Source organism: Roseibium hamelinense, assembly GCF_007830545.1.
Classification (GTDB): domain Bacteria; phylum Pseudomonadota; class Alphaproteobacteria; order Rhizobiales; family Stappiaceae; genus Roseibium; species Roseibium hamelinense.
Genome location: NZ_VLLF01000007.1, coordinates 79050 through 98384, shown reverse-complemented (window position 1 = coordinate 98384; position 19335 = coordinate 79050). Strand labels below are relative to the sequence as shown.

The window sequence follows — 19335 nt, the reverse complement described above, 5'->3', positions numbered from 1 at the left end:
ACACTCTGACCGCAGGAGGTACTGGAAGGCCCACCGAGTTTCAAGCTCGGGCATCAGGGTCACACACCGATCTGCAAAAAGTCGCAAGACAGCTTTGACAGGCTGCGGCACGTCTTTAAAATGCGCTCAGGTATTTTTTCCTGATTTTGCTTGTGATTACCTTCTGGAGACAAGCCATGCTTTCCCACAAACAGGTCTGGGCGGCCATCGATGCATTGGCGAAACGGCACGGATTTTCTCCATCCGGACTTGCCCGGAGAGCCGGTCTGGACCCGACCACATTTAATCCGTCAAAGCGTTTTGCAGCCGATGGCAGGCCGAGGTGGCCATCAACTGAATCCCTATCGAAAATCCTTGAAGTGACCGGAGAGGGCATCACCGACCTCATGAATGGGATGCGTTCCGCACAGCGTGAGACCGCAGAACCGGTCGGCAAGGTCAGGCTGGTCCCCATTTCGGGATTAAAGATGGCGGCCTCGCCAGGTGCCTTCGATGGCGGCGGGTTGCCGAACGGCAAACAATGGCAACAGATTTCGTTCCCGGATCCGTCTTGCAAAAACCTGTTTGCCTTGGAGGTCTCGGGCCCGGATTTCCTGCCGCTTTACCGGGACGGGGACATCGTGGTCGCCGCGCCGGGTACGGCGATCCGCAGGGGCGACCGTGTTCTTGTGAAAAAAACAAATGGTGATCTTACGATCCTCACCTTAAACCGGCACACTGCAGATCGGACTGACTTCAGTTCGCTTCATGACAAGGACGTCGAACTCAGCTTCACGCATTCCGAAATCGAGTGGACCGCGCGCATTGTTTGGGCCAGTCAATAGCAGACAGAGGACCCTTCGGAAAATGTCCCTTCGGCCGCTCATCGTTCCCGTATTGGTGATCGTCGCAAGCGCTGCCGTCGTGACTTGGCTGCTGGTTACGGATCCTGAGGATGTCCTTTCTCCGGTCAAAACGAGCAATGAAAAACCCGCGCCTCTTGCCCCTGCTCCCGACCAGGCGGTGACGGCGTCAACTCTGGACACGGTCGGCAAGAACGGGTTCTCGGATACGACAGCTCCAGCGCCCCTGCCCGCCGAAATCCGTGATGTCTCCCCTGAAGGTGTCAGTGCACCTCTGGTCCAAGGCCAACTGACCCGGGTCGCACCTTCAAAAGCCTACGAAGAACTCAAGAACCCGCCCATCGAGCCGATCCCGGATGGCCCTCTTGAAGTCCGGCGTCCCCAGGTTCTGAATGCTGGCCTCTTGAAAGGCGAAGACCTGACCATCCGGCTGGCCTTTATCAAACCGCTGCAAGCAGACCAGACTTGCCTGTCCAGACTCGGTGGGAACTGGCCATGTGGAGCGCGGGCCCGCACATCGCTCCGAGGCCTGGTGCGTATGTTTGCAATCACCTGTGAAAAACGGGAAGATCTAGGCCCTCGGAAAATATCTGCGACCTGCAAGCGTCAAAACATCGACCTTGGCGAATGGCTCCTAAAGTACGGCTGGGCAGAGGCAAGCGAAGATGCGCCGCAGCATTACAAGGACCTTGTTGCCCAGGCAAAGCAAAAAAAAATCGGCAAGTGGCAATCTGAATGGCTTGATGCTCTCGACCAGCCAGTTGCAGATACTTTCGTTCCTGAGACGGTGGATTTGCCAGCCGATACCGCCGACTTTTTAAATCAAACTGGAGAGCAGCTTTTGGACGGAAGTTTTGAAAACCCGTTCGATTTGCCATCAGAACAGGAACAGCCTTTGGATAATGAGAATTTGCCGCCACTGCGGGGTGATGGCTAACCGGCACTGCTGTTCAGTGCCGGCCCGCTCATTCCGTGTGCTATTGGCCACTCAACTCGCCACTGAGCGCCTTTTCAATCATGTCCCGGGTTTCGTTGATCCCATAAAGCGCAACAAACGAGCCGAAACGCGGCCCCTTCTCCTGACCAAGCAACAGTTGGTAAAGCGCGGAGAACCAGGCAACCGACACACCCGGACCGCCATCCGGACCCTTCTTCTTCGGATCCTGGTACCGCTCGATGCCGCGTGCAACATCCAGAACCGCGTCCTGAATCACATTGCCATCGGCATCGGCTGGCAGGGCAGCCAGTTTGCCGTCGAGATCCTGCAGCGCTGCCCGCTCGACTTCGTCCGGCGTCTTGAAGGACTTGTTCGGTTTAACGAAATCCTCGAAGTACCGGATCGCGTAGCCGACGAGTTCATCAAGTCTCGGATTGCTCTCGGCTGTCACGCCCGGCGCATAGCGGGAGATGAAGGCCCAGAGCACGTCCTTGCTGTCGGCATTCGATGCGGACACCAGGTTCAAGAGCATGGCAAACGGGATCGACGCTGCATTCGTCAGCGGCGGCTTGCCGCTATGGATATGCCAAACCGGGTTGGACAGACGGGCCTTCTCGTCCTGACGGGTAAAGGCGTCCAGATGGCTGAAGTACTCGTCGACAGCCTTTGGAATGACGTCGAAATAGAGCCGCTTTGCCGTTCGTGGCTTCTGGAACATGTAAAGCGCAAGGCTTTCCGTCGGCGCATAGGTGAGCCATTCGTCGATCGAGAGACCGTTGCCCTTCGACTTGGAGATCTTTTCGCCCTTGTCATCCAGAAACAGCTCGTAGACATAATGCTCCGGCGGTGTGCCACCGAGCACTTTGCAGATCTTGTCGTAGACCGCCATGTTCGGGCCGTGGTCCTTGCCGAACATCTCAAAGTCAACGTCAAGCGCTGCCCAGCGCGCACCGAAGTCCGGCTTCCACTGAAGCTTCACGTTGCCACCGGTGACCGGCAGGGTGACGTCCTTACCGTCTTCATCCGCGAACGTGATGGTGCCGTCCTTGGCGTTCACCTCTTTTATCGGGACATAGAGCACCTGGCCCGAGGTCGGTGAGATCGGGAGGAACGGCGAATAGGTTGCCCGGCGCTCTTCGCCAAGCGTCGGCAACATGACGTCCATGATTTTCTGATAACGCTCAACGGCACGCAACAGGATCTCGTCAAACTGGCCGGACTTGTAGTAGTCGGTGGCGCTGACAAACTCGTAATCAAATCCGAAAGTATCCAGAAACCGGCGCAGCATGGCGTTGTTATGGTGGCCGAAACTCTCGTGATCGCCGCCAAACGGGTTCGGCACTGCGGTCAATGGCATTTGAAGATATGGTTCGAGAGCACTCCGATCCGGCACGTTTTCCGGGATCTTGCGCATCCCGTCCATGTCATCGGAAAAGCAGATCAACCGCGTGGGGATCCTGTCTTCCGTCAAGACCCGGAACGCGGTACGCACCATCGTCGTTCGGGCGACTTCCCCAAACGTACCGATATGCGGGAGGCCGGATGGCCCATATCCGGTTTCGAACAGCACCGGTTGCGACGGATCCCGCTTCTCGATCCGTTTCACCAGTTTTCGCGCTTCCTCGAACGGCCAGGCTTTAGACGTCTGAGCCGCCTCGACGAATTCAGGCGAAAGATCCAATGTCGGCAGGGATTGATCGGTCATTTGTTTGGTACTGTTCTTGTTTTGAATGATGCAAAGACACCCCGCCGTCCACGCTGAAAGACATGCCGTGAGAATGTTGCGGAGCGCGGCGACACTAGAAAAGTGCTGGCGCGCCGTCAATCAAATGTCGCGTTGCCCTCTCTTGAAGAGCGGGGCAGGAGCGGCTATGCCTCGCTAGCAATCTTATTCGAGCTGTCGAAAAGGCAAAGTGTATCAATGAAAGACGCTATCAGCATTCAAGAAGCCCTCGTCTACGTGATGGTGATCATGTCAGCGGCGGACAGCTCAATGACCGACTCCGAACTGGCCACCATTGGCGAGATGGTCAAGCATTTGCCGGTGTTCAAGGATTTTGACGACAGCGAAGTGTTACCGGCGGCCCAGCGCTGCGGAGATCTCCTGCAACAGTCAAATGGTCTCGATGCAACCCTTGAATTAGTCTCGGTAACACTGCCGGCGAAGCTCTATGACACGGCGTATGCGCTTGCTGTTGATGTAGCCGCAGCAGATCTCGACCTGCGCCAAGAAGAATTGCGCCTGCTCCAAATGCTGCGGGACCGCTTCCGGCTGGACAAGTTGACCGTTGCAGCGATCGAACGCGGTGCACAGGCCCGCTTCCGCACCGCCTGATCCGGCCGATCACCTCAGTATGTTTCCCAGACGCCGGACACTTCTTGCCGGAGCCCTAGTGCTTGGCGTCCTGATTGTCGGGGTGACCGGCTTTGTTCTGCATGGGTTGAGTGATTTCGACCTAACCCGCTACAAGTCCCAGGACGTCACGTTTGGTGCTGCAGGATCATCGATCAGCGGAACACTGCACCTTCCGCAGTCAACCGCCTCCCACCTCGCTCTTTTGGTACACGGGGATGGCCCTGCAGACAGAGACTTGAACGGCGCTTTGCTGCCTTTGATCGGTCGGCTGCTGGAAGATGGCGTCGCCGTTTTCTCTTGGGACAAACCGGGCGTCGGCAGCAGCACGGGAAACTGGCTTGATCACTCAATACAGGACCGCGCTGACCTCGCTGCGGTTGCGCTGCAAACGCTTCAAAAACTTCCGGAACTCAAGGACACCACGGCGGGATATATCGGATTTTCCCAGGCGGGTTGGGTTCTGCCTCTGCTTGCAAAAAATAGCCCTGAGGCAAACTTTTTCGTCATTGTCGGCGGCGCCGTGAACTGGCTTGATCAGGGGCGGTATTTCACTCGACGCAAGCTGGAACTCCGGGGCCACGCGGAAAACGAAATCCAGCGTAAACTCGACGCGCAACGTATACGCAGCAACGCGCTTCTGAGCCCCTCTTTTACTTACAACGACTACCTGGCCTTGACGCCCTTAAGTTCCCCCATGTTAGGCAAGCGGTTCGCATTTGTCCGACGGAATGCCAGCGCTGACGCAAGCGTGTCACTTGCTCACACAAACGCCCCTTTCCTAATTGTGCATGGCGCGCAAGACATGAATGTCGACCCGGATGGAAACCAACTACGCTATCAATCTCTTTTGCAAGGGCGCAATCGGGCCAACACCTATGTGCTGGTTCCGCACGCAACGCATGGACTGCTGCGCGCCGGGCTTTTCAACTATCAGCTCCCGGATGAAATACCCGCCTGGCGCCAAGCCGCGTTTCTGGCGCTTGGCCGCAAGGCCTACGCGCCCGGTGCGCTTGAAGCCATCGTTGACTGGATCAAGGAACGGCGTGCATCAAAGGAAATTAAGGGCGACAGCTAGTTCACAGACCGAACGGCATCGGGCAAATCGAGCGAGAAGGCCGGGATAACGACGTTGAAGGTCGTGCCATCGCCGCGTTCCATCTCATATGAGCCTTCCATGAATCCGGAGCTGGTCGCGAGCGGACAGCCTGAAGAATACTCATAAACATCACCGGGCTCGAGAACCGGCTGCTCCCCAACGACGCCTGGGCCACGCACTTCCTCGACACGCCCGAGGCCATCCATGATCCGCCAGTACCGATTCTTGAGCTGAACGGTTTCCCGGCTACCGTTTTTGATTTCGACCATGTAAGCCCAGATGAACTGGCTCTTTTCCGGCTCGGATTCGTCGTCGAGGTAATACGGCTCGACGGAAACCTCTATTCCGTTGGTCACTGCTCGGTACATAGGTGTTTGGCGCTCCGGTCCGGTCAAGTTCGATGGCACGTTTCATGTCCTGGCGTGCTTATAGTGCCGATGACGCATCCGTGAAAGTGCCCGTATTGCCCTCGGCGTCGGTTTTCCGCATATGTGCCAAGGCACTGTCCCGGAAAGGTTACACCCCGCGCATGTTCGACGCAAAAATCAGGCCTCTCATCGACCCGCCGCTGAACAAAGCGGGAAGCGTTTTGGCCAAGGCGGGTATCAGCGCGAACGCCATCACCCTGGCCGGCTTTGTTATTGGGCTCGCAGCCGCCGGCCTGATCTCGCACGGTCTGTTTCTGGCAGCATTCGCCTGCATTGTATTGAACCGGCTTGCCGACGGATTGGACGGCGCCGTCGCACGACATACCCGGAAAACCGACAGCGGCGGGTATCTCGACATTACATTGGACTTTGTGTTTTACGGCGCGATACCGCTTGCCTTTGCGGTTTACGATCCACAGGCGAACGCGCTCGCCGCCTGCGCGCTTCTCTTCAGCTTTTACGCCAACGGGTCGGCTTTCCTCGCCTTTGCCATCATGGCGGAAAAACGCGGGCTGTCGACAGACGCCCAAGGACAAAAATCCCTGTTTTATTTGAGCGGTCTTGCCGAAGGCACCGAGACGATCGCCCTGTTTCTCCTCATGGCTCTTTTTCCCAGCTATTTTGCTGTTTTGGCCTGGGTTTTTGCAGGCATCTGCACCGTCTCGGCAGGATCCAGAATTATTCTGGGAGTTGGTGCGCTGAAGTAAAGCGGCTGCACCGTTCAAACTGCGGCCAGAGCCCGCTCAATATCCTCAAGCAGGTCCAGCGGGTCTTCCAAACCAACGGAGAACCTCAAGATACCGTCGGAAATCCCGAGTTCGGCGCGCGCCTCTTCCCCAATCGACTGGTGGGTCGTTGTCGCCGGATGGGTGATCAGGCTTTTTGCATCGCCAAGATTGTTGGAAATCCTGATCAGGTTGAGCGCATTCACAAACCGGAACGCAGCGTCCTTGCCGCCCGACATCTCAAAGGCGACCATTGTGGACCCGCCGGTCATCTGCCGCTTTGCCACGTCGGCTTGCGGATGATCGTCGCGTCCTGGGTAGATCAGCTTGGCGACCGCTGCCTGTTCCGCTAGAAAATCTGCAGCCTGACGCGCGTTCTCGCTTTGGCGTGCTACACGCAACGGCAACGTTTCCAGCCCCTTCAGCAATACCCAAGCGCTGAACGGGCTCATATGCGGCCCGGTGTGCTTGACGAATGGCATGACCTCGTCGGTGATCCATTCCTCGTCAGACAATACAACACCGCCCAGGCATCGGCCCTGCCCGTCAATATGCTTTGTCGCCGAATAGACCACAACATCCGCGCCGAGCTTCAACGGCGACTGGTAAAGCGGCGTCGCAAAGACATTGTCGACGATCAGCCGCGCGCCTACGGTTTTCGCGATTTCGGCCACCGCCGCAATGTCGATGATCTCGAGGGTCGGATTGGTCGGACTTTCCAGGAACAGCGCCTTGGTGTTTGGCTTCACCGCAGACTTCCACTGTTCAATATCGGTGCCATCCACAAGCGTGCTTTCCACCCCAAACCGGGGCAAAAGGGTCTCACAGATATAGCGGCAGGAACCGAACAAGGCTTTGGCCGCCACCACATGATCGCCAGCCTTGACGGAGGCCATAAGAGCCAGATTGACTGCCGCCATACCGCTTGCCGTCGCGCGGGCTGCCTCAGCCCCCTCAAGCATCTTGATCCGGTCTTCGAACATGGCGACCGTAGGGTTGGCGTAACGGGAATACACAAAGCCCGGATCCTCGCCGTTAAAACGGGCTTCAGCCGCCTCGGCGCCGCTGTAAACAAAGCCTTGTGTGAGGTAAAGGGCTTCGGATGTTTCGCCAAACGGGGAACGGGTTGTCCCGCCATGTACCAATTGAGTTGCAGCCCGCCAGCTCTCTGCACTGGTCTTTTCGTTGTTCGCCATGTCCATGCTCCAAATGCAAAAACCCCGGCCAAGACCGGGGTTTTTGCAACCCGGCCTTTTTAGCAACTTGTTTAACGTGGCTGCAAGCCGGCCGGCCCAAATCACCACGAGGTGGGCAGGAGATACGGCAAAAGGCCGGGCCAGTCAATCAGTGGGCCCAAATTCCGGTTGGCGAGCGGGATTTGATCCGTTAAGCCCTAACGACAATGAAAGAAAAACGAGTTAAGGCGCCAAAATGAGCGGAACCACCGGAGACCAGACACACGGCATTTTGCCCGCACGCGCGATCAGCGGGATGTTCAAGACCGACATCATCGCAGCAGAAATGCCTCCGGTTGACGGCCAGATCCAACCCGCCAGTCTCGACCTGCGGCTCGGCAACAAAGCGTTCCGGGTCCGGGCCAGCTTTTTGCCCGGACCAGGCGTCTCGGTAGCGGATCGGCTGAACGCCCTCAAGTTGCATGCATTCGATTTGTCCAATGGCGCCGTGTTGGAAACCGGCTGTGTGTACATCGTACCACTTCAGGAAAGCTTAAACCTGCCGCCGGACATCTCAGCGACAACCAACCCGAAAAGCTCGACCGGACGGCTGGACGTCTTTACCCGCGTGATTACAGATCAGGGACTGGCTTTCGACACGGTTCCAAACGGTTATCAAGGCCCGCTTTTTGCGGAGATTTCGCCCTTGACCTTCCCCATTCTCGTGCGCACCGGTTCGCGGCTGAGCCAAATCCGGTTTCGGAGAGGTGCGGCCCTCGTTCCCGACGAAGAATTGCAACAGGTGCATGAGAACCTAACGCTTGTCAGCGGCGGCAATCAGCGCATCGGGGGCGGCGTCCAGCTTTCGATCGACCTGGAGGGTCAAGGCAACGGCAGCCTAGTCGGCTACCGCGCCAAACAACATTCCGGGCTGATCGACGTGGACCGGGCCGGCGCGCATGAACCGCTCGATTTCTGGGAACCAATTTTCCGGCGGAACGCCGCCGAACTGATTTTGGACCCGAACGAGTTCTATATTCTGGTCAGCCAGGAAGCTGTTCATGTTCCGCCGGATTTCGCAGCCGAGATGGTGCCGTTTGACCCGCTGGTCGGCGAATTCCGGGTCCACTATGCGGGATTCTTCGACCCTGGCTTCGGGCATGCGGAGGCTGGTGGAATTGGATCACGGGCGGTTCTGGAGGTCCGGTCTCATGACGTTCCGTTTATTGTCGAGCACGGTCAGACGGTCGGTCGCCTGGTGTATGAGCGAATGGCTGAACGCCCGGACAGACTTTACGGCGAAGGCATCGGTTCGAATTACCAGGGCCAGGCCCTGAAACTGTCCAAGCACTTCCGGGCAGCAAGCTGACATGACCCGGACATGATCTACTGGACTGTCACCCGGGAGTCTGAGGGATATCTTGAAGATCGGAAATCCCGGTTTCTGGCGTTTCTGGTGCCGCTTGCAGACTTTGAACGGCGGCTCGATGGGCTGTGCAAAGAGCATCGTAAAGCAAACCATATCATCACCGCGCACCGGCATCTTCTGGCCGACGGCCGCATCGAAGAGAGCGGCAAGGACGACGGCGAACCGGCTGGAACATCGGGCATGCCGACCTTGAAAGTTCTGCAAGGGGCCAACCTCGTCGAGGCAGCTGTTCTGATCCCGCGCTATTTTGGCGGCATCAAATTGGGAGGCGGTGGTCTTGCCCGGGCCTATTCCGGCGCTGCGCAAGACGCCATTGCAAACGCCGAACTGGTGCCTTTTGAACATCAGGCGGAAAAAACATTGACCGCTGGCTTTGCCGCCAGTTCCGAACTCGAGCAGACGATCAGCAACCTTGGCCTGATCGTCTTGGCAAGGGAGTATACCAGCTCTGGAGTTGTGATGACGGTAAAGGGACCCGCCTCCCAGATTGCAAAGCTTTAGTCGGTGCTATTGCGGAAGGCTGCCATTGCCGTTCATGTTCGCTCGTAACTCGCGTACTTCGGCGCGAAGCGCCTTAACCTCTTCCAGGATCATAACCGTTTCATCATGGATTGCCTGCCGGTTGGCATCGGCTTCCTGTTCGTGCTCTTCCTGCATGGCGGACACGATGATGCCAATAAACAAGTTGAGCACGGTAAAGGCCGTGCACAAGATAAACGGCACAAAGAACAGCCAGGCATACGGATAGGCTTCCATCACCGGCCGCACGATGCCCATCGACCAGCTCTCCAATGTCATGATCTGGAACAATGTATAGGTGGACTTGGCAATGTCGCCGAACCACTCCGGGAAGGTTGCGCCGTATAGTTTGGTTGCCATCACGGCAAAGACGTAAAACACCAGAGCCATGAGGACCACGATCGAGCCCATCCCGGGCAAGGCAGCAATTAAGCCCCCAATGACGCGTTTAAGGGACGGCACGACGGAGATCAGGCGCAGGACACGCAAGATCCGGAGCGAGCGCAACACAGCGAGCGGACCATTTGCTGGCAAAAGGGCAATGCCAACAATCACGAAGTCAAAAATACTCCAGGGATCCTTGAAGAACCGCAGCCCATGTGCGTAAAGGCGCAAAGCGATTTCAACCACGAACACAGAGAGAATTGCCCGGTCGATGCCCAGAAGCAGCGGACCGGCTACCTCCATCATGTAGGGGCTTGTCTCCAGACCAAGGGTCACGGCGTTGATCACAATGAGGCCGATGATGACAAACTCCCACCGCTTGGAGCCTACCAAGTCCTTGACCTTTTCCCGCATAAACGTCTCCGCGTCCAACTTCACAATGCAGCCAGTTCGCCCCTCCAGCCGGCGGCAACATGGGGTTTCGCGGGACATTTCGCAAGATCAAGCCACGCTCAGACCTACCCGCATCGCAGTCATCAACAGACCTGTTGGGCACCGGCTGCAAATGCTTGACAGACTGCTGCGGTGAGCGCAGAAGGATGACATAGCGCAAGCGGGTGTAGCTCAATGGTAGAGCAGAAGCTTCCCAAGCTTAAGACGAGGGTTCGATTCCCTTCACCCGCTCCATCCTGCCACCAATGCGCACACAATCGCGTCCCCATTTCATGTAAAACAATCGGGAAGCACAGACAGCGCTTTGCTCTCGCCCGCTGCCGCTCGAATGCACTTGGGTTTCAGACGCAAGTCTCCCAGCCAAGCTGCCCAAACAGAGCATTCCCAAAGACGACGACGATGTGACGAGGTAGGCAATAGACGGGGCTATTCTGCCGATGCGCGTCACCATGAATGCTTGGCGTTGTGCTGGGAAAATGAAACGTATTTCAAGTGTTCAATAGCATTGCAAAAATGGTGAGGTGGCGGATTTAAAATGAGTGGGACACCGAAAGACAGCCACATTAAACCAGACCGCAGCAGCTGAAAAAATGCTCCCTCTCAGGGTCGATGGGGTTGAGAGGGAGCAAATGGGACCTGCAGCTTACCAGCCGATACCCGCGTATTTGGGGCAGGATGGCGCGGATGCGAAGACGCGGACCAGGTCCACGACCGACGCTTCCGACCGGTAGGCTTCTAGCAAGTCCCGGGTGGTGTTGTGCTTTTGGGCAATAACAAGCGTGTCAGCGCCGTCGGCGGCCATCTCCGGGGTATCCATCAATATTTCAGGCAGTTTTTCAACCAAGTGCTCCAGGTGCGGAGCCGCATGGCGGATGTAGTTGAACTGCTCGGCCAGCTGCGGGCCGGGCACGATGGCCGGATCCCATGCTACAACTTCAACACCGTCTCGGATCAACTGATCCATGACCTCGAGGATCGGGCTCTCTCGCAGATCATCCGTGCCAGGCTTGAAAGCAACGCCCATCACTGCCACCTTCTTCGGCTGTGTCTGACGCACCATGTCGATGGCCTGATCGATGTGCTCTTCATTGGATGGGATCAAAGAATTGATCATCGGGAGATCGATCTCCAGCTTATCAGCCAGATGGGTAACAGCGCGGACCTCCTTGGGCAGGCATGAGCCGCCAAATGCAAAACCGGGCTTCAGGTAGTAGGGCGACAGGTTCAGCTTTGTGTCTTGAACGAAAATATCCATGACGGCATGGCTGTCGATACCCATTGGTTTGCACAGACGGCCAACCTCGTTGGCAAAACAAACCTTGGTTGCATGCCAGACATTGTCCACGTACTTCACCAGCTCGGCGACCTCGATCGAAGTCGTGATGATGTTCCGATCAACCGGTTCATAGATTTTGGAGATGATTTTCGCGGTCTTCAGATCGCTGGCACCGATGACGGTTTTCGGCGGTGCGTGAAAATCCTTCACCGCTGTGCCTTCGCGCAGAAACTCGGGGTTAAAACACAGACCGAAATCCCTGCCGGCTTTCTTACCAGAAATGGCTTCGATTTCCGGCCCCATCAGGTTCAGTGTGGTTCCAGGAGGCACCGAGCAGCGCAAGACCACAACGTGAAACGTATCTTTTTCGGCGATCGCCGCGCCAATTGTGCGCGCCACTGCGGTGATTGCGCGCGTGTCGCAGCCACCATCCTCGTTGGTCGGCGTTCCGACTGATACAAAGGTGACGTCGGTTTCCAAGACGGCCTGGTGGACGTCTGTCGTGGTTGTCAGCAGATTGTAGGCAACACCGTCGCTGAGCAGCTCGCCCAGCTGATCCTCGACAATTGGGCTCTGGCCCCAGCCGATCGTATCAACCTTGCGCTGGTCAATGTCAGCTCCAACAACGCGGTGCCCAAGCTGGCTGAGGCACGCCAGTGACACGGCTCCAACATAGCCCATGCCGATGACGCTGACGGATGACTTTTGCAAATTTGCGAGGTCCAGCCAGCTGCTGAGTTCAGTTTGTTTGAGAAGGCTTCCAACATGTACATTCATTTTCCTGCTCCCGTGTTCGAGATTGTGCTGGAACAGGAACAAGAGCCGTGCCAAATCTGGTTCAGCTAATTTACTACTGAAATATCAATTACTTATACATTTCGCCGTTTTAGACCTACGCGGCTTTTTTCCAGTTTCGCAAACTCGATCTTTTTGAATTCGCAAATCCGGTATCAAGCTGTTCAGCGTGCCGGGCGGGTCTCTCTGACGAGGGTGTGTGTATTTTAAAGGTCCTGCGCAGGCATTGTAAGCTGAGCATCTTGTCGCTTCGCGAAAACGAAAGTTGGTTTTGCAAAATCGTTCTGATTTGCTGAACGAACAGAATAAGACAGATGTTTTCAGGGGCTATTTATGCAAATAAATTCAACATCTTAAATCAATACCCCGAAAAACTCCGGCATTTGGCAAGCGCATTGCGTTGTGAGGTTCAGTCACCGTCCTCACCCCTTGAAAGGAAGCGACATGCGGATTGAGAAAATCACGGCCGGAATTGATGGCGCCCATGGACCTGTTCCGGTCAAGATTGCCGGAACAGGACAAGACCTATACCTTTTTGACCTGGAAGCACTTGTCCCTTCGGTTCATGGCCGGATGGACCCGGGCCTTGAGCAGTATGTCACCGACTTTGCCGAGAAACATCCCTGCTACATCGTCACCAGCTACGGCTATCATGTGGTTTTGCGGACGTTGCCGGAACACGTGCGATGTGTCGCCGCCGGGATCTATGCCGCATCAGGTGCAGAGATCTGGAAGACGGATCAACCAGTGCATCAGGAGGATCATCTGTTCCGTGACAGCCTTTATGAATTCATGGCGCAGGTCGTTCAACGAAGCACTTACCCTGATAAAAAAGCGCCCCTCCTCGATGTTGGCCCGGCTTCCTTGCGGCTGGATATTCCCGGGCAACGCGCAACTGTGCGTGAGCGCCAGGCCTATCTCAGGTGGGAAAACACACATAGCGAACTGGCGAACATCGTTCACGAGTTCACAGCACGGTTTCCTGATTATCAGATCTGCCGGGATGGCATGACCAGCCTGCTGATCACACATAGGAATTTTTCAGCACGTTCGACACTTACAGGGATCAAAGCCGATCATCCCGAAGGACGCATCTTAGGGTATTTCCGCCCCAGCTCACTGGCCGGTTATGCCGCTGACATGGCAGCAGGCCTGCAGCCCCAAGACCTTATCGCCGAAGTGAATGGTCCGTCCGATCTGGCACAGCTCCTGAAATATGAAGAGCGTCGTCACGACTGCGCTGAGCCGGCGCTGCCAAATGCCCTTCTTGACCTTTTGGAGCTTTAAGATGGCAGATACTCTGGATCGCCGGCTATCACAGGATGTATGGCAGCTTTTGGGCTCTCAAAAGGTGTTTGAGGCAGGACACCGGCTGCTGGTGTCCCGTCAGTCGGTACAGCTGCCCTGCGACCGCATCATCGATGACTACTACCAAGTCGAGCTACCCTCGTTTTCAGCGATTTTCGCCGTCAACGAAAATGACGAGCTGTTGGTTTTGGAGCAGTATAAACATGGTGTTGGTCAAGTCTGCCTCACACTTCCCGGCGGTCAGGTAGAACCTGGTGAATCCCCTGAATTCGCCGCCCGCCGCGAACTCCTCGAGGAAACCGGTTACGGCGGCGGCTTGTGGCTGCCGGAGCGGCAGCTTGTGGTGCACGGAAATCAGAAGGTGGCGACAGCTCATATTCACGTCGCCACAAACGTTATTCAGTTTGGCCTGCCCAATTCGGGCGACCTGGAGACATCAACCGTAGTGACCATGCCCCGTTCACGCTTTCGCAAAGCGGTCCTGGAGGGACGTGTGCCGATCGCATCGCATGTTGCAGCTTTTGGGCTAGCGGAAAGCCTGCTTGCAAGCCGTTGAAACAAGGCGGTCAATCTTTCGGACCATCGCCCTCTTCAGCCGCCCAGACTTCCTTTTTGCGGTAAAGCGTTGATGGACTTACTTGAAGCGTTCTTGCTGTTTTCGGCAAGCTTCCGCCACAGGCATCGATTGTCGCTTCAATGATCTGACGCTCCAGCACTTCAAATGGTTGGCCCAATGACAGTGTCAGGCGCGGCCATCCACCTTCGCTGGGTTCGGTAGGTCGCAAGATCGATTCTGCGGGCCGGGCCTGAACGGGATTCAATTGACTGCCTGCAGGCTTTCGCATTTGCAGTCCGCCAAGCATGTCGACCTCAATTGTTGGTCCCTCGTTCAGGACCACGAGATTTCGGATTGCGTTCTGCATTTCTCGCACATTGCCCGGCCAGGGATGAGCCAGGAGGACCTCCTCCGCCTCGACCGAAAACCCATCAAAGCTCTTTCCCTCTTCTTTTGCGAACTTGCTCAGAAAATACCGGGCGAGTTCAAGGATATCGGCGCCTCGGGCACGTAGCGGCGGCAGTGAAATCGGCAGGACATGCAGCCGGTAGTACAAGTCTTCGCGAAAACGACCGGCTTCGACTTCCTCCAAAGGATCTCGGTTGGTCGCGCATACGATCCGGACATCGGCCTTTTTCAAGGTGTCGCTGCCGACCTTTTGCACGGTGCTGCTTTGAAGAAACCGCAGAAGCTTGGCCTGAAGGCTCAGTTCCAGCTCGCAGATCTCGTCCAGAAACAAAGTACCTCCGTCCGCCCGCGAGGCGGCACCATCCCGGTCGGACGTCGCTCCAGTAAAGGCACCTTTCACGTGGCCGAAGATCTCCGACTCTATCAAGTCTTTCGGGATCGCAGCGCAATTCAGTGGAACAAACGGCCGTTTGGAGCGCGGGCTGGATTTGTGGATCGCTTCTGCGCACACTTCCTTGCCCGTCCCGCTCTCTCCGGTGATGAAAACGGCCGCATTGGAGCGAGCGACACTCTCAATCATCCGGTAAACCGCAGTCATCGCCAGAGAGGAGCCGACAAACCCGTTTTGCGTCTTGCCGCTGATGGAATTTTTTTGAACTTCAGCGACCACTTCAGTGAGTGTTTCGCGTTCCAGAGCATTTTTTGCCGTGGTGATCAGCCGCTCCTCTGCCACAGGTTTGACGAGGAAATCATAGGCCCCGGCCTGCATGGCCTCGACGGCGACCTTGATTGAACCGGAACTCGTGACGACCACAACGGTCACGGGCAGCTGCTCTTCGCGGATTGTATTCAGCACCTCCAAACCATTCATATCCGGCAGCTGAAGATCCAGGATCACCACGCTGAAGCCACCTTTGCGCAGTTTGGCCAGCGCCTCCTTGCCGGTTTCGACATGTGCAGTGTCCATGCCGGCTTTGGACAAATGGTGGCCGTAAACAGTGGCCAGCGACAGAGCGTCTTCGACAATCAAAACCTTCAAGGCGGCAATCCTTTGGACAGGATGTCTAATTTAAATCGGTAGATCCGAGCTTGATACCCATCTTAGCCGCCAATGTACTGACCTGCGCAAGGGTTGTGTTGCTCGCAGTCAAAAGTTCGCTGACGCTATCCATCGCCTGGCGGTGTTTGTCATCGCGAGACAGCTGGTTAACCCGCGCCGCGATTTCCGCAAGTTCCGTGGCTCCAAAAGTTCCAGCGACGCTCTTGATCGCGTGGGTGGCCCTTTCAAGAGCAACCAGATTGCCGTTGTCGAGCGCCCCAGCGGCATCGTCGGAGCGAGTCTTAATGTCGCTATAGAACTGGGTCAGAAGCTTTTCCTGTATTTCCTCCGGCATGTTTGCCAGGATTTCTTCAGCGGCTTCAAGGCTAGTGCTCGGATCGCCTGCCTCGTTTGGTGGCAGGGTCGCAACAACACCTTCTTGCGGTGCCACATGGCGGGTGATCATCGCGATCAGATCGTCCTTTTCGACTGGCTTCGACAGAAAGTCATCCATGCCGGATTTCAAGAATTTTTCCCGATCGCCACGCAGCGAATATGCGGTAAGAGCAATGATCGGCGTATTCTGGTTGCGCGGGTTCGAGCGAATTCGGGCAGTCGCCTCAATGCCGTCCATCTCCGGCATGGAAATGTCCATCAAGATGCAATCATAATCCCGCGTTTCGGCGAACTTGACCGCCTCCCGGCCATGGTTGGCGATATCGACATCGCAGCCGACATTTTCCAGAGCGTGACCGACGACAATCTGGTTGGTCGCGTTGTCCTCAGCCAAGAGCACACGAACACCGAGGGGTAAGTCCTCACGGCCTGCCGAGCCGGTTGCAGGAGGCATCTCCTCAGCTGTCGCGAGGCGGATCGGGACAATAAATCGAAACGTGCTGCCTGCTCCCGGAGTGCTGTCGAAGGTAATCTCACCCTTCATCAGGCCGGCCAGCTGACGGCAAATTGCGAGCCCCAAACCGCTGCCGCCCGCCTTTCGTGTGTAGTTTGAATCGACGGTCACGAAGTCGCCGAACAACATGTCGTGCTTGTCCTGTGGAATACCGATGCCGGTATCAACAACAGAAATCACGAAGGTCGCAATCTCCTTGTTTGTGCTTTCGACACGTACCTGCACTTGAACCGAGCCCATATCGGTAAACTTGAGCGCGTTCGAGACGAGATTGAGTACGATCTGCCGCAAACGTCCGGCATCTGCGATCACATTTGTCGGCACAGATCGCGGGTAATCAAGCGTCAACTCAAGGTTCTTTTCGCGCGCAATCGGAGTGAAGAGATCGACAATCCCGTAGAGCACCTTGTGCAGGCGGCACGGTGTCTCATCCAACTCCATACGGCCGGCTTCTAGCTTGGTGTAGTCGAGTATGTCGTTGATGAGTTCAAGGAGAGCACGGCCGGATTCACGCGCAGTGCGCACATAGAGTTTTTGTTCGGGCTCAAGGTTTGTATCGCGCAACAAACTCAAGATCCCAAGGACGCCGTTGAGCGGCGTCCGGATTTCGTGGCTCATCATTGCCAGGAACCTGGCTTTTGCCTCATTGGCGATTTCAGCCCGTTCCTTCGCCTCTCGCAGGGCATCATCAGCCGCCTTGCGTTCGGTGATGTCTCGCACATAACCGAGAAAAAGAGGACCGGTTTGGCCTTCGGTGTGGCGTATCGCAAGCTCGACAATGATTTCATGGCCCTCCTTGTGCAGGCCTTCAATTTCTATCCGTTTGCCAATGACAGGGCCTTCTCCTGTCTCGAGGAATTTTTTCAAACCATTGTCATGCATCCCTCGGTACCGTTCCGGTATCACATAGGACGACATATGTTTGCCGATGATTTCGTCCGGCTGCCAGCCAAAGACTTCTGCCGCCGATGGGCTGTAGTCGACAACAACGCCGTGACCATCCATCACAATCACACCATCGAACGAGGCATCGACCACATTACGAAGAAGATCCTGACTCTGTTTCAGGTCTTCTTCTCGTTCTTTCAGCTCCGTAATGTCAACGCGGAAACCAACAAGGCCACCCTCACTTGTGCGCGACTCGATCACCCGCAACCACCGTCCATCATCCAGCAGCTGTTCCATGGGTTCACCGGGATTGCGATGATGCTCCATCCGCATCTCAATCCAGTCTTCAATCACCTGATTGGAGGGGGCGTACTGCCCGCGTGTCGCCCCTCGCCGAATAATGTCCTCAAATTTTTGACCTGTTTGAATGAGGTCGGCGCTGCGCGAATAAAATTCACGGTATTTGGAGTTACACATGACGAGCCGATCGTCCTTGTCATAAAGGACAAAGCCATCAGGCAGGGATTCAATGGCGTCCAGCAAGCGGGTTTCAGCTTGACGCAGCTTTTCAGCCGCAGCCTTTTCCTCCGTGAGATCGCGCAAGATAGCGGTGTGAACATGCAGGCCGTTAGTCTGCAATTCAGAGATCGCAACTTCAACAGGGTACTCCCGCCCGTTAAGTTGGCGTGCAGTCATTTCCTGGCGTTCGCCCGTGGCCTTGAGAGCGCTGCCTTCGGCTGACTGGCCGCAACAGTTGAACGGCGCATCGAGACCTTTGGTTTCGGGTAAAAAATCACATATCGGTTTGCCGATGACTTCCTCCGACCTGCCCGCTGCAAACATGGCAAGAGCAGCCCGGTTCGCAGTCTTGATTTCGCCGGACGGATCTATCGTCACTAGCCCGTCGAGCATGGTTTCAATGATGGCAGCCACCTGGGCTTCGCCAGCTTCGGCGCGGGCGGTTGCCTGCTTCAGAGAAGCATTTTTCTGCTGCTCCTGCCGCGCAAGGTCGGCCACCCGTTCAATGGCGTGCCGTCTTTGCCGGGATAGTACGAGGCTCAGCCCAGCCGCTGCCGCAAAAGCGACGGCCAAAAGCGCCAGCAGATTGTTGAGCGAAGTGTGTTCCAGACCCGCCGCAGCACTTGCTGCAATCGTGACCTGTTGAATGCCGCGAACATCCCCGACTCCCCAATCGGTTTTCGGAGAATCTCCATGGCTGTTATGGCAATTGACACAGGACTGATCCATGACCACGGCTCGTGCACTACGAAACACCGGTCCGCCATCTGTTTCGACCATGCGCTCGAATGGGCGGTCAGGGTTTTCGAGAACTGCAGCGAGGGCTTCTGAATCAAATGCGTCCAGCTGCCGGTCTTCCCGCCATGGGAAAGGGTAATTTGAGACAAGCCGAATACTGCTCGGCGACCCTATGCTGGCAAGCTCTTTTTCCAAAGCAAGGGTCATGGTCACGGGTGCAGGAACGGTCAGCTCTGCTCCTTCATGATCATGTGAAACAGTCACATCATTTGAAGCGTAGAGTTTTTCAACAACTTCGCGCGCGTAATATCGGCGCGTGGCGGTCAACAGTTCAGATTGAGCCCGGGCTGCCGCAGCCAGATCGTGTGTCCGCGCTTCCTTGCTGAAATCAACGGCCAAGACATAGGCCGCATACGCGGAAGCGGTCAGGAAAACCAATACAAGCCAGAAGGTCGCATCGGCGGCGACCTCTTTAATCCAACGGGCAACGGGCATCGGAGGAGCCTTCGTAGAAAATGGGTCTTTGTCCGCCATCGTACTCACAAGTGTTAAGA

The 19335-nt window shown here is 56.2% G+C and carries 16 protein-coding genes, 1 tRNA gene and 1 riboswitch; of the genes, 10 read left to right on the top strand and 7 right to left on the bottom strand.

Annotation, left to right across the window (positions count from 1 at the left end):
* Positions 1-176: 176 nt before the first annotated feature.
* Together JM93_RS14475 and JM93_RS14470 are read left to right on the top strand one after the other, a co-directional pair.
* Positions 177-824 (top strand): S24 family peptidase, encoded by a 648-nt coding sequence (locus JM93_RS14475; RefSeq protein ID WP_145344690.1) that lies wholly within the window; start codon positions 177-179, stop codon positions 822-824.
* 22 nt (positions 825-846) lie between these two features.
* A complete protein-coding gene (locus JM93_RS14470) occupies positions 847-1779 on the top strand; it encodes a thermonuclease family protein (protein WP_145344687.1) in 933 nt (310 codons plus the stop codon).
* 40 nt (positions 1780-1819) lie between these two features.
* Here JM93_RS14470 and JM93_RS14465 read toward each other — a convergent pair whose 3' ends face one another.
* Positions 1820-3484, bottom strand: a complete 1665-nt coding sequence (locus tag JM93_RS14465; RefSeq protein WP_145344684.1) for a lysine--tRNA ligase — start codon at positions 3482-3484, stop codon at positions 1820-1822.
* A gap of 216 nt (positions 3485-3700) precedes the next feature.
* Here JM93_RS14465 and JM93_RS14460 point away from each other — a divergent pair, with 216 nt between their 5' ends.
* Together JM93_RS14460 and JM93_RS14455 are read left to right on the top strand one after the other, a co-directional pair.
* On the top strand, positions 3701-4114 hold the full coding sequence (locus JM93_RS14460) for a tellurite resistance TerB family protein (RefSeq protein ID WP_145344681.1): 414 nt from the start codon (positions 3701-3703) through the stop codon (positions 4112-4114).
* A 19-nt stretch (positions 4115-4133) separates the two neighbouring features.
* The gene (locus JM93_RS14455) at positions 4134-5210 is read left to right on the top strand and encodes an alpha/beta hydrolase family protein (protein ID WP_145344678.1); all 1077 of its coding nucleotides are present in this window, start codon (positions 4134-4136) and stop codon (positions 5208-5210) included.
* Here the strand turns inward: JM93_RS14455 and apaG are convergent.
* Positions 5207-5599 carry a Co2+/Mg2+ efflux protein ApaG gene (gene apaG, locus JM93_RS14450; RefSeq protein ID WP_145345253.1) on the bottom strand — a complete coding sequence of 131 codons (393 nt, stop codon included), beginning with the start codon at positions 5597-5599 and terminating at the stop codon, positions 5207-5209. The two genes, JM93_RS14455 and apaG, sit on opposite strands and share 4 nt — an antisense overlap.
* A 161-nt stretch (positions 5600-5760) precedes the next feature.
* On the opposite strand from apaG, the gene JM93_RS14445 reads away from it, so the two are divergent.
* Positions 5761-6366, top strand: a complete 606-nt coding sequence (locus JM93_RS14445; protein WP_145345250.1) for a CDP-alcohol phosphatidyltransferase family protein — start codon at positions 5761-5763, stop codon at positions 6364-6366.
* 14 nt (positions 6367-6380) lie between these two features.
* On the opposite strand, the gene JM93_RS14440 is transcribed toward JM93_RS14445, so the two are convergent.
* Positions 6381-7580 (bottom strand): O-succinylhomoserine sulfhydrylase, encoded by a 1200-nt coding sequence (locus tag JM93_RS14440; protein WP_145344675.1) that lies wholly within the window; start codon positions 7578-7580, stop codon positions 6381-6383.
* 38 nt (positions 7581-7618) lie between these two features.
* Positions 7619-7698, bottom strand: a riboswitch (SAM riboswitch).
* Between the two features lie 117 nt (positions 7699-7815).
* On the opposite strand from JM93_RS14440, the gene JM93_RS14435 reads away from it, so the two are divergent.
* Together JM93_RS14435 and JM93_RS14430 are read left to right on the top strand one after the other, a co-directional pair.
* Positions 7816-8928 carry a 2'-deoxycytidine 5'-triphosphate deaminase gene (locus tag JM93_RS14435; RefSeq protein ID WP_145344672.1) on the top strand — a complete coding sequence of 371 codons (1113 nt, stop codon included), beginning with the start codon at positions 7816-7818 and terminating at the stop codon, positions 8926-8928.
* Between the two features lie 12 nt (positions 8929-8940).
* Positions 8941-9489, top strand: coding sequence for a YigZ family protein (locus JM93_RS14430; RefSeq protein ID WP_145344669.1), 549 nt, complete (start codon positions 8941-8943; stop codon positions 9487-9489).
* Positions 9490-9495: 6 nt separating this feature from the next.
* Here JM93_RS14430 and JM93_RS14425 read toward each other — a convergent pair whose 3' ends face one another.
* Entirely contained in the window at positions 9496-10305 is an 810-nt protein-coding gene (locus JM93_RS14425) for an ion transporter (protein ID WP_145344666.1), read from the bottom strand.
* Between the two features lie 199 nt (positions 10306-10504).
* Between JM93_RS14425 and JM93_RS14420 the strand changes: the two genes are divergently transcribed.
* Positions 10505-10578, top strand: a tRNA-Gly gene (locus JM93_RS14420).
* Between the two features lie 409 nt (positions 10579-10987).
* Here JM93_RS14420 and JM93_RS14415 read toward each other — a convergent pair.
* Positions 10988-12397 (bottom strand): nucleotide sugar dehydrogenase, encoded by a 1410-nt coding sequence (locus JM93_RS14415; protein WP_145344663.1) that lies wholly within the window; start codon positions 12395-12397, stop codon positions 10988-10990.
* Between the two features lie 462 nt (positions 12398-12859).
* On the opposite strand from JM93_RS14415, the gene JM93_RS14410 reads away from it, so the two are divergent.
* Both JM93_RS14410 and JM93_RS14405 read left to right on the top strand, forming a co-directional pair.
* Positions 12860-13702, top strand: a complete 843-nt coding sequence (locus tag JM93_RS14410) for a hypothetical protein (RefSeq protein ID WP_145344643.1) — start codon at positions 12860-12862, stop codon at positions 13700-13702.
* 1 nt (position 13703) lies between these two features.
* Complete coding sequence (locus JM93_RS14405; RefSeq protein ID WP_145344640.1) at positions 13704-14279, top strand: NUDIX hydrolase; 576 nt, start codon at positions 13704-13706, stop codon at positions 14277-14279.
* A 10-nt stretch (positions 14280-14289) separates the two neighbouring features.
* On the opposite strand, the gene JM93_RS14400 is transcribed toward JM93_RS14405, so the two are convergent.
* Complete coding sequence (locus tag JM93_RS14400) at positions 14290-15726, bottom strand: sigma-54-dependent transcriptional regulator (protein WP_145344637.1); 1437 nt, start codon at positions 15724-15726, stop codon at positions 14290-14292.
* A gap of 25 nt (positions 15727-15751) precedes the next feature.
* Positions 15752-19276: a PAS domain S-box protein gene (locus tag JM93_RS14395; RefSeq protein ID WP_208995192.1), complete on the bottom strand. Its 3525-nt coding sequence runs from the start codon at positions 19274-19276 to the stop codon at positions 15752-15754.
* Positions 19277-19335: the final 59 nt, after the last annotated feature.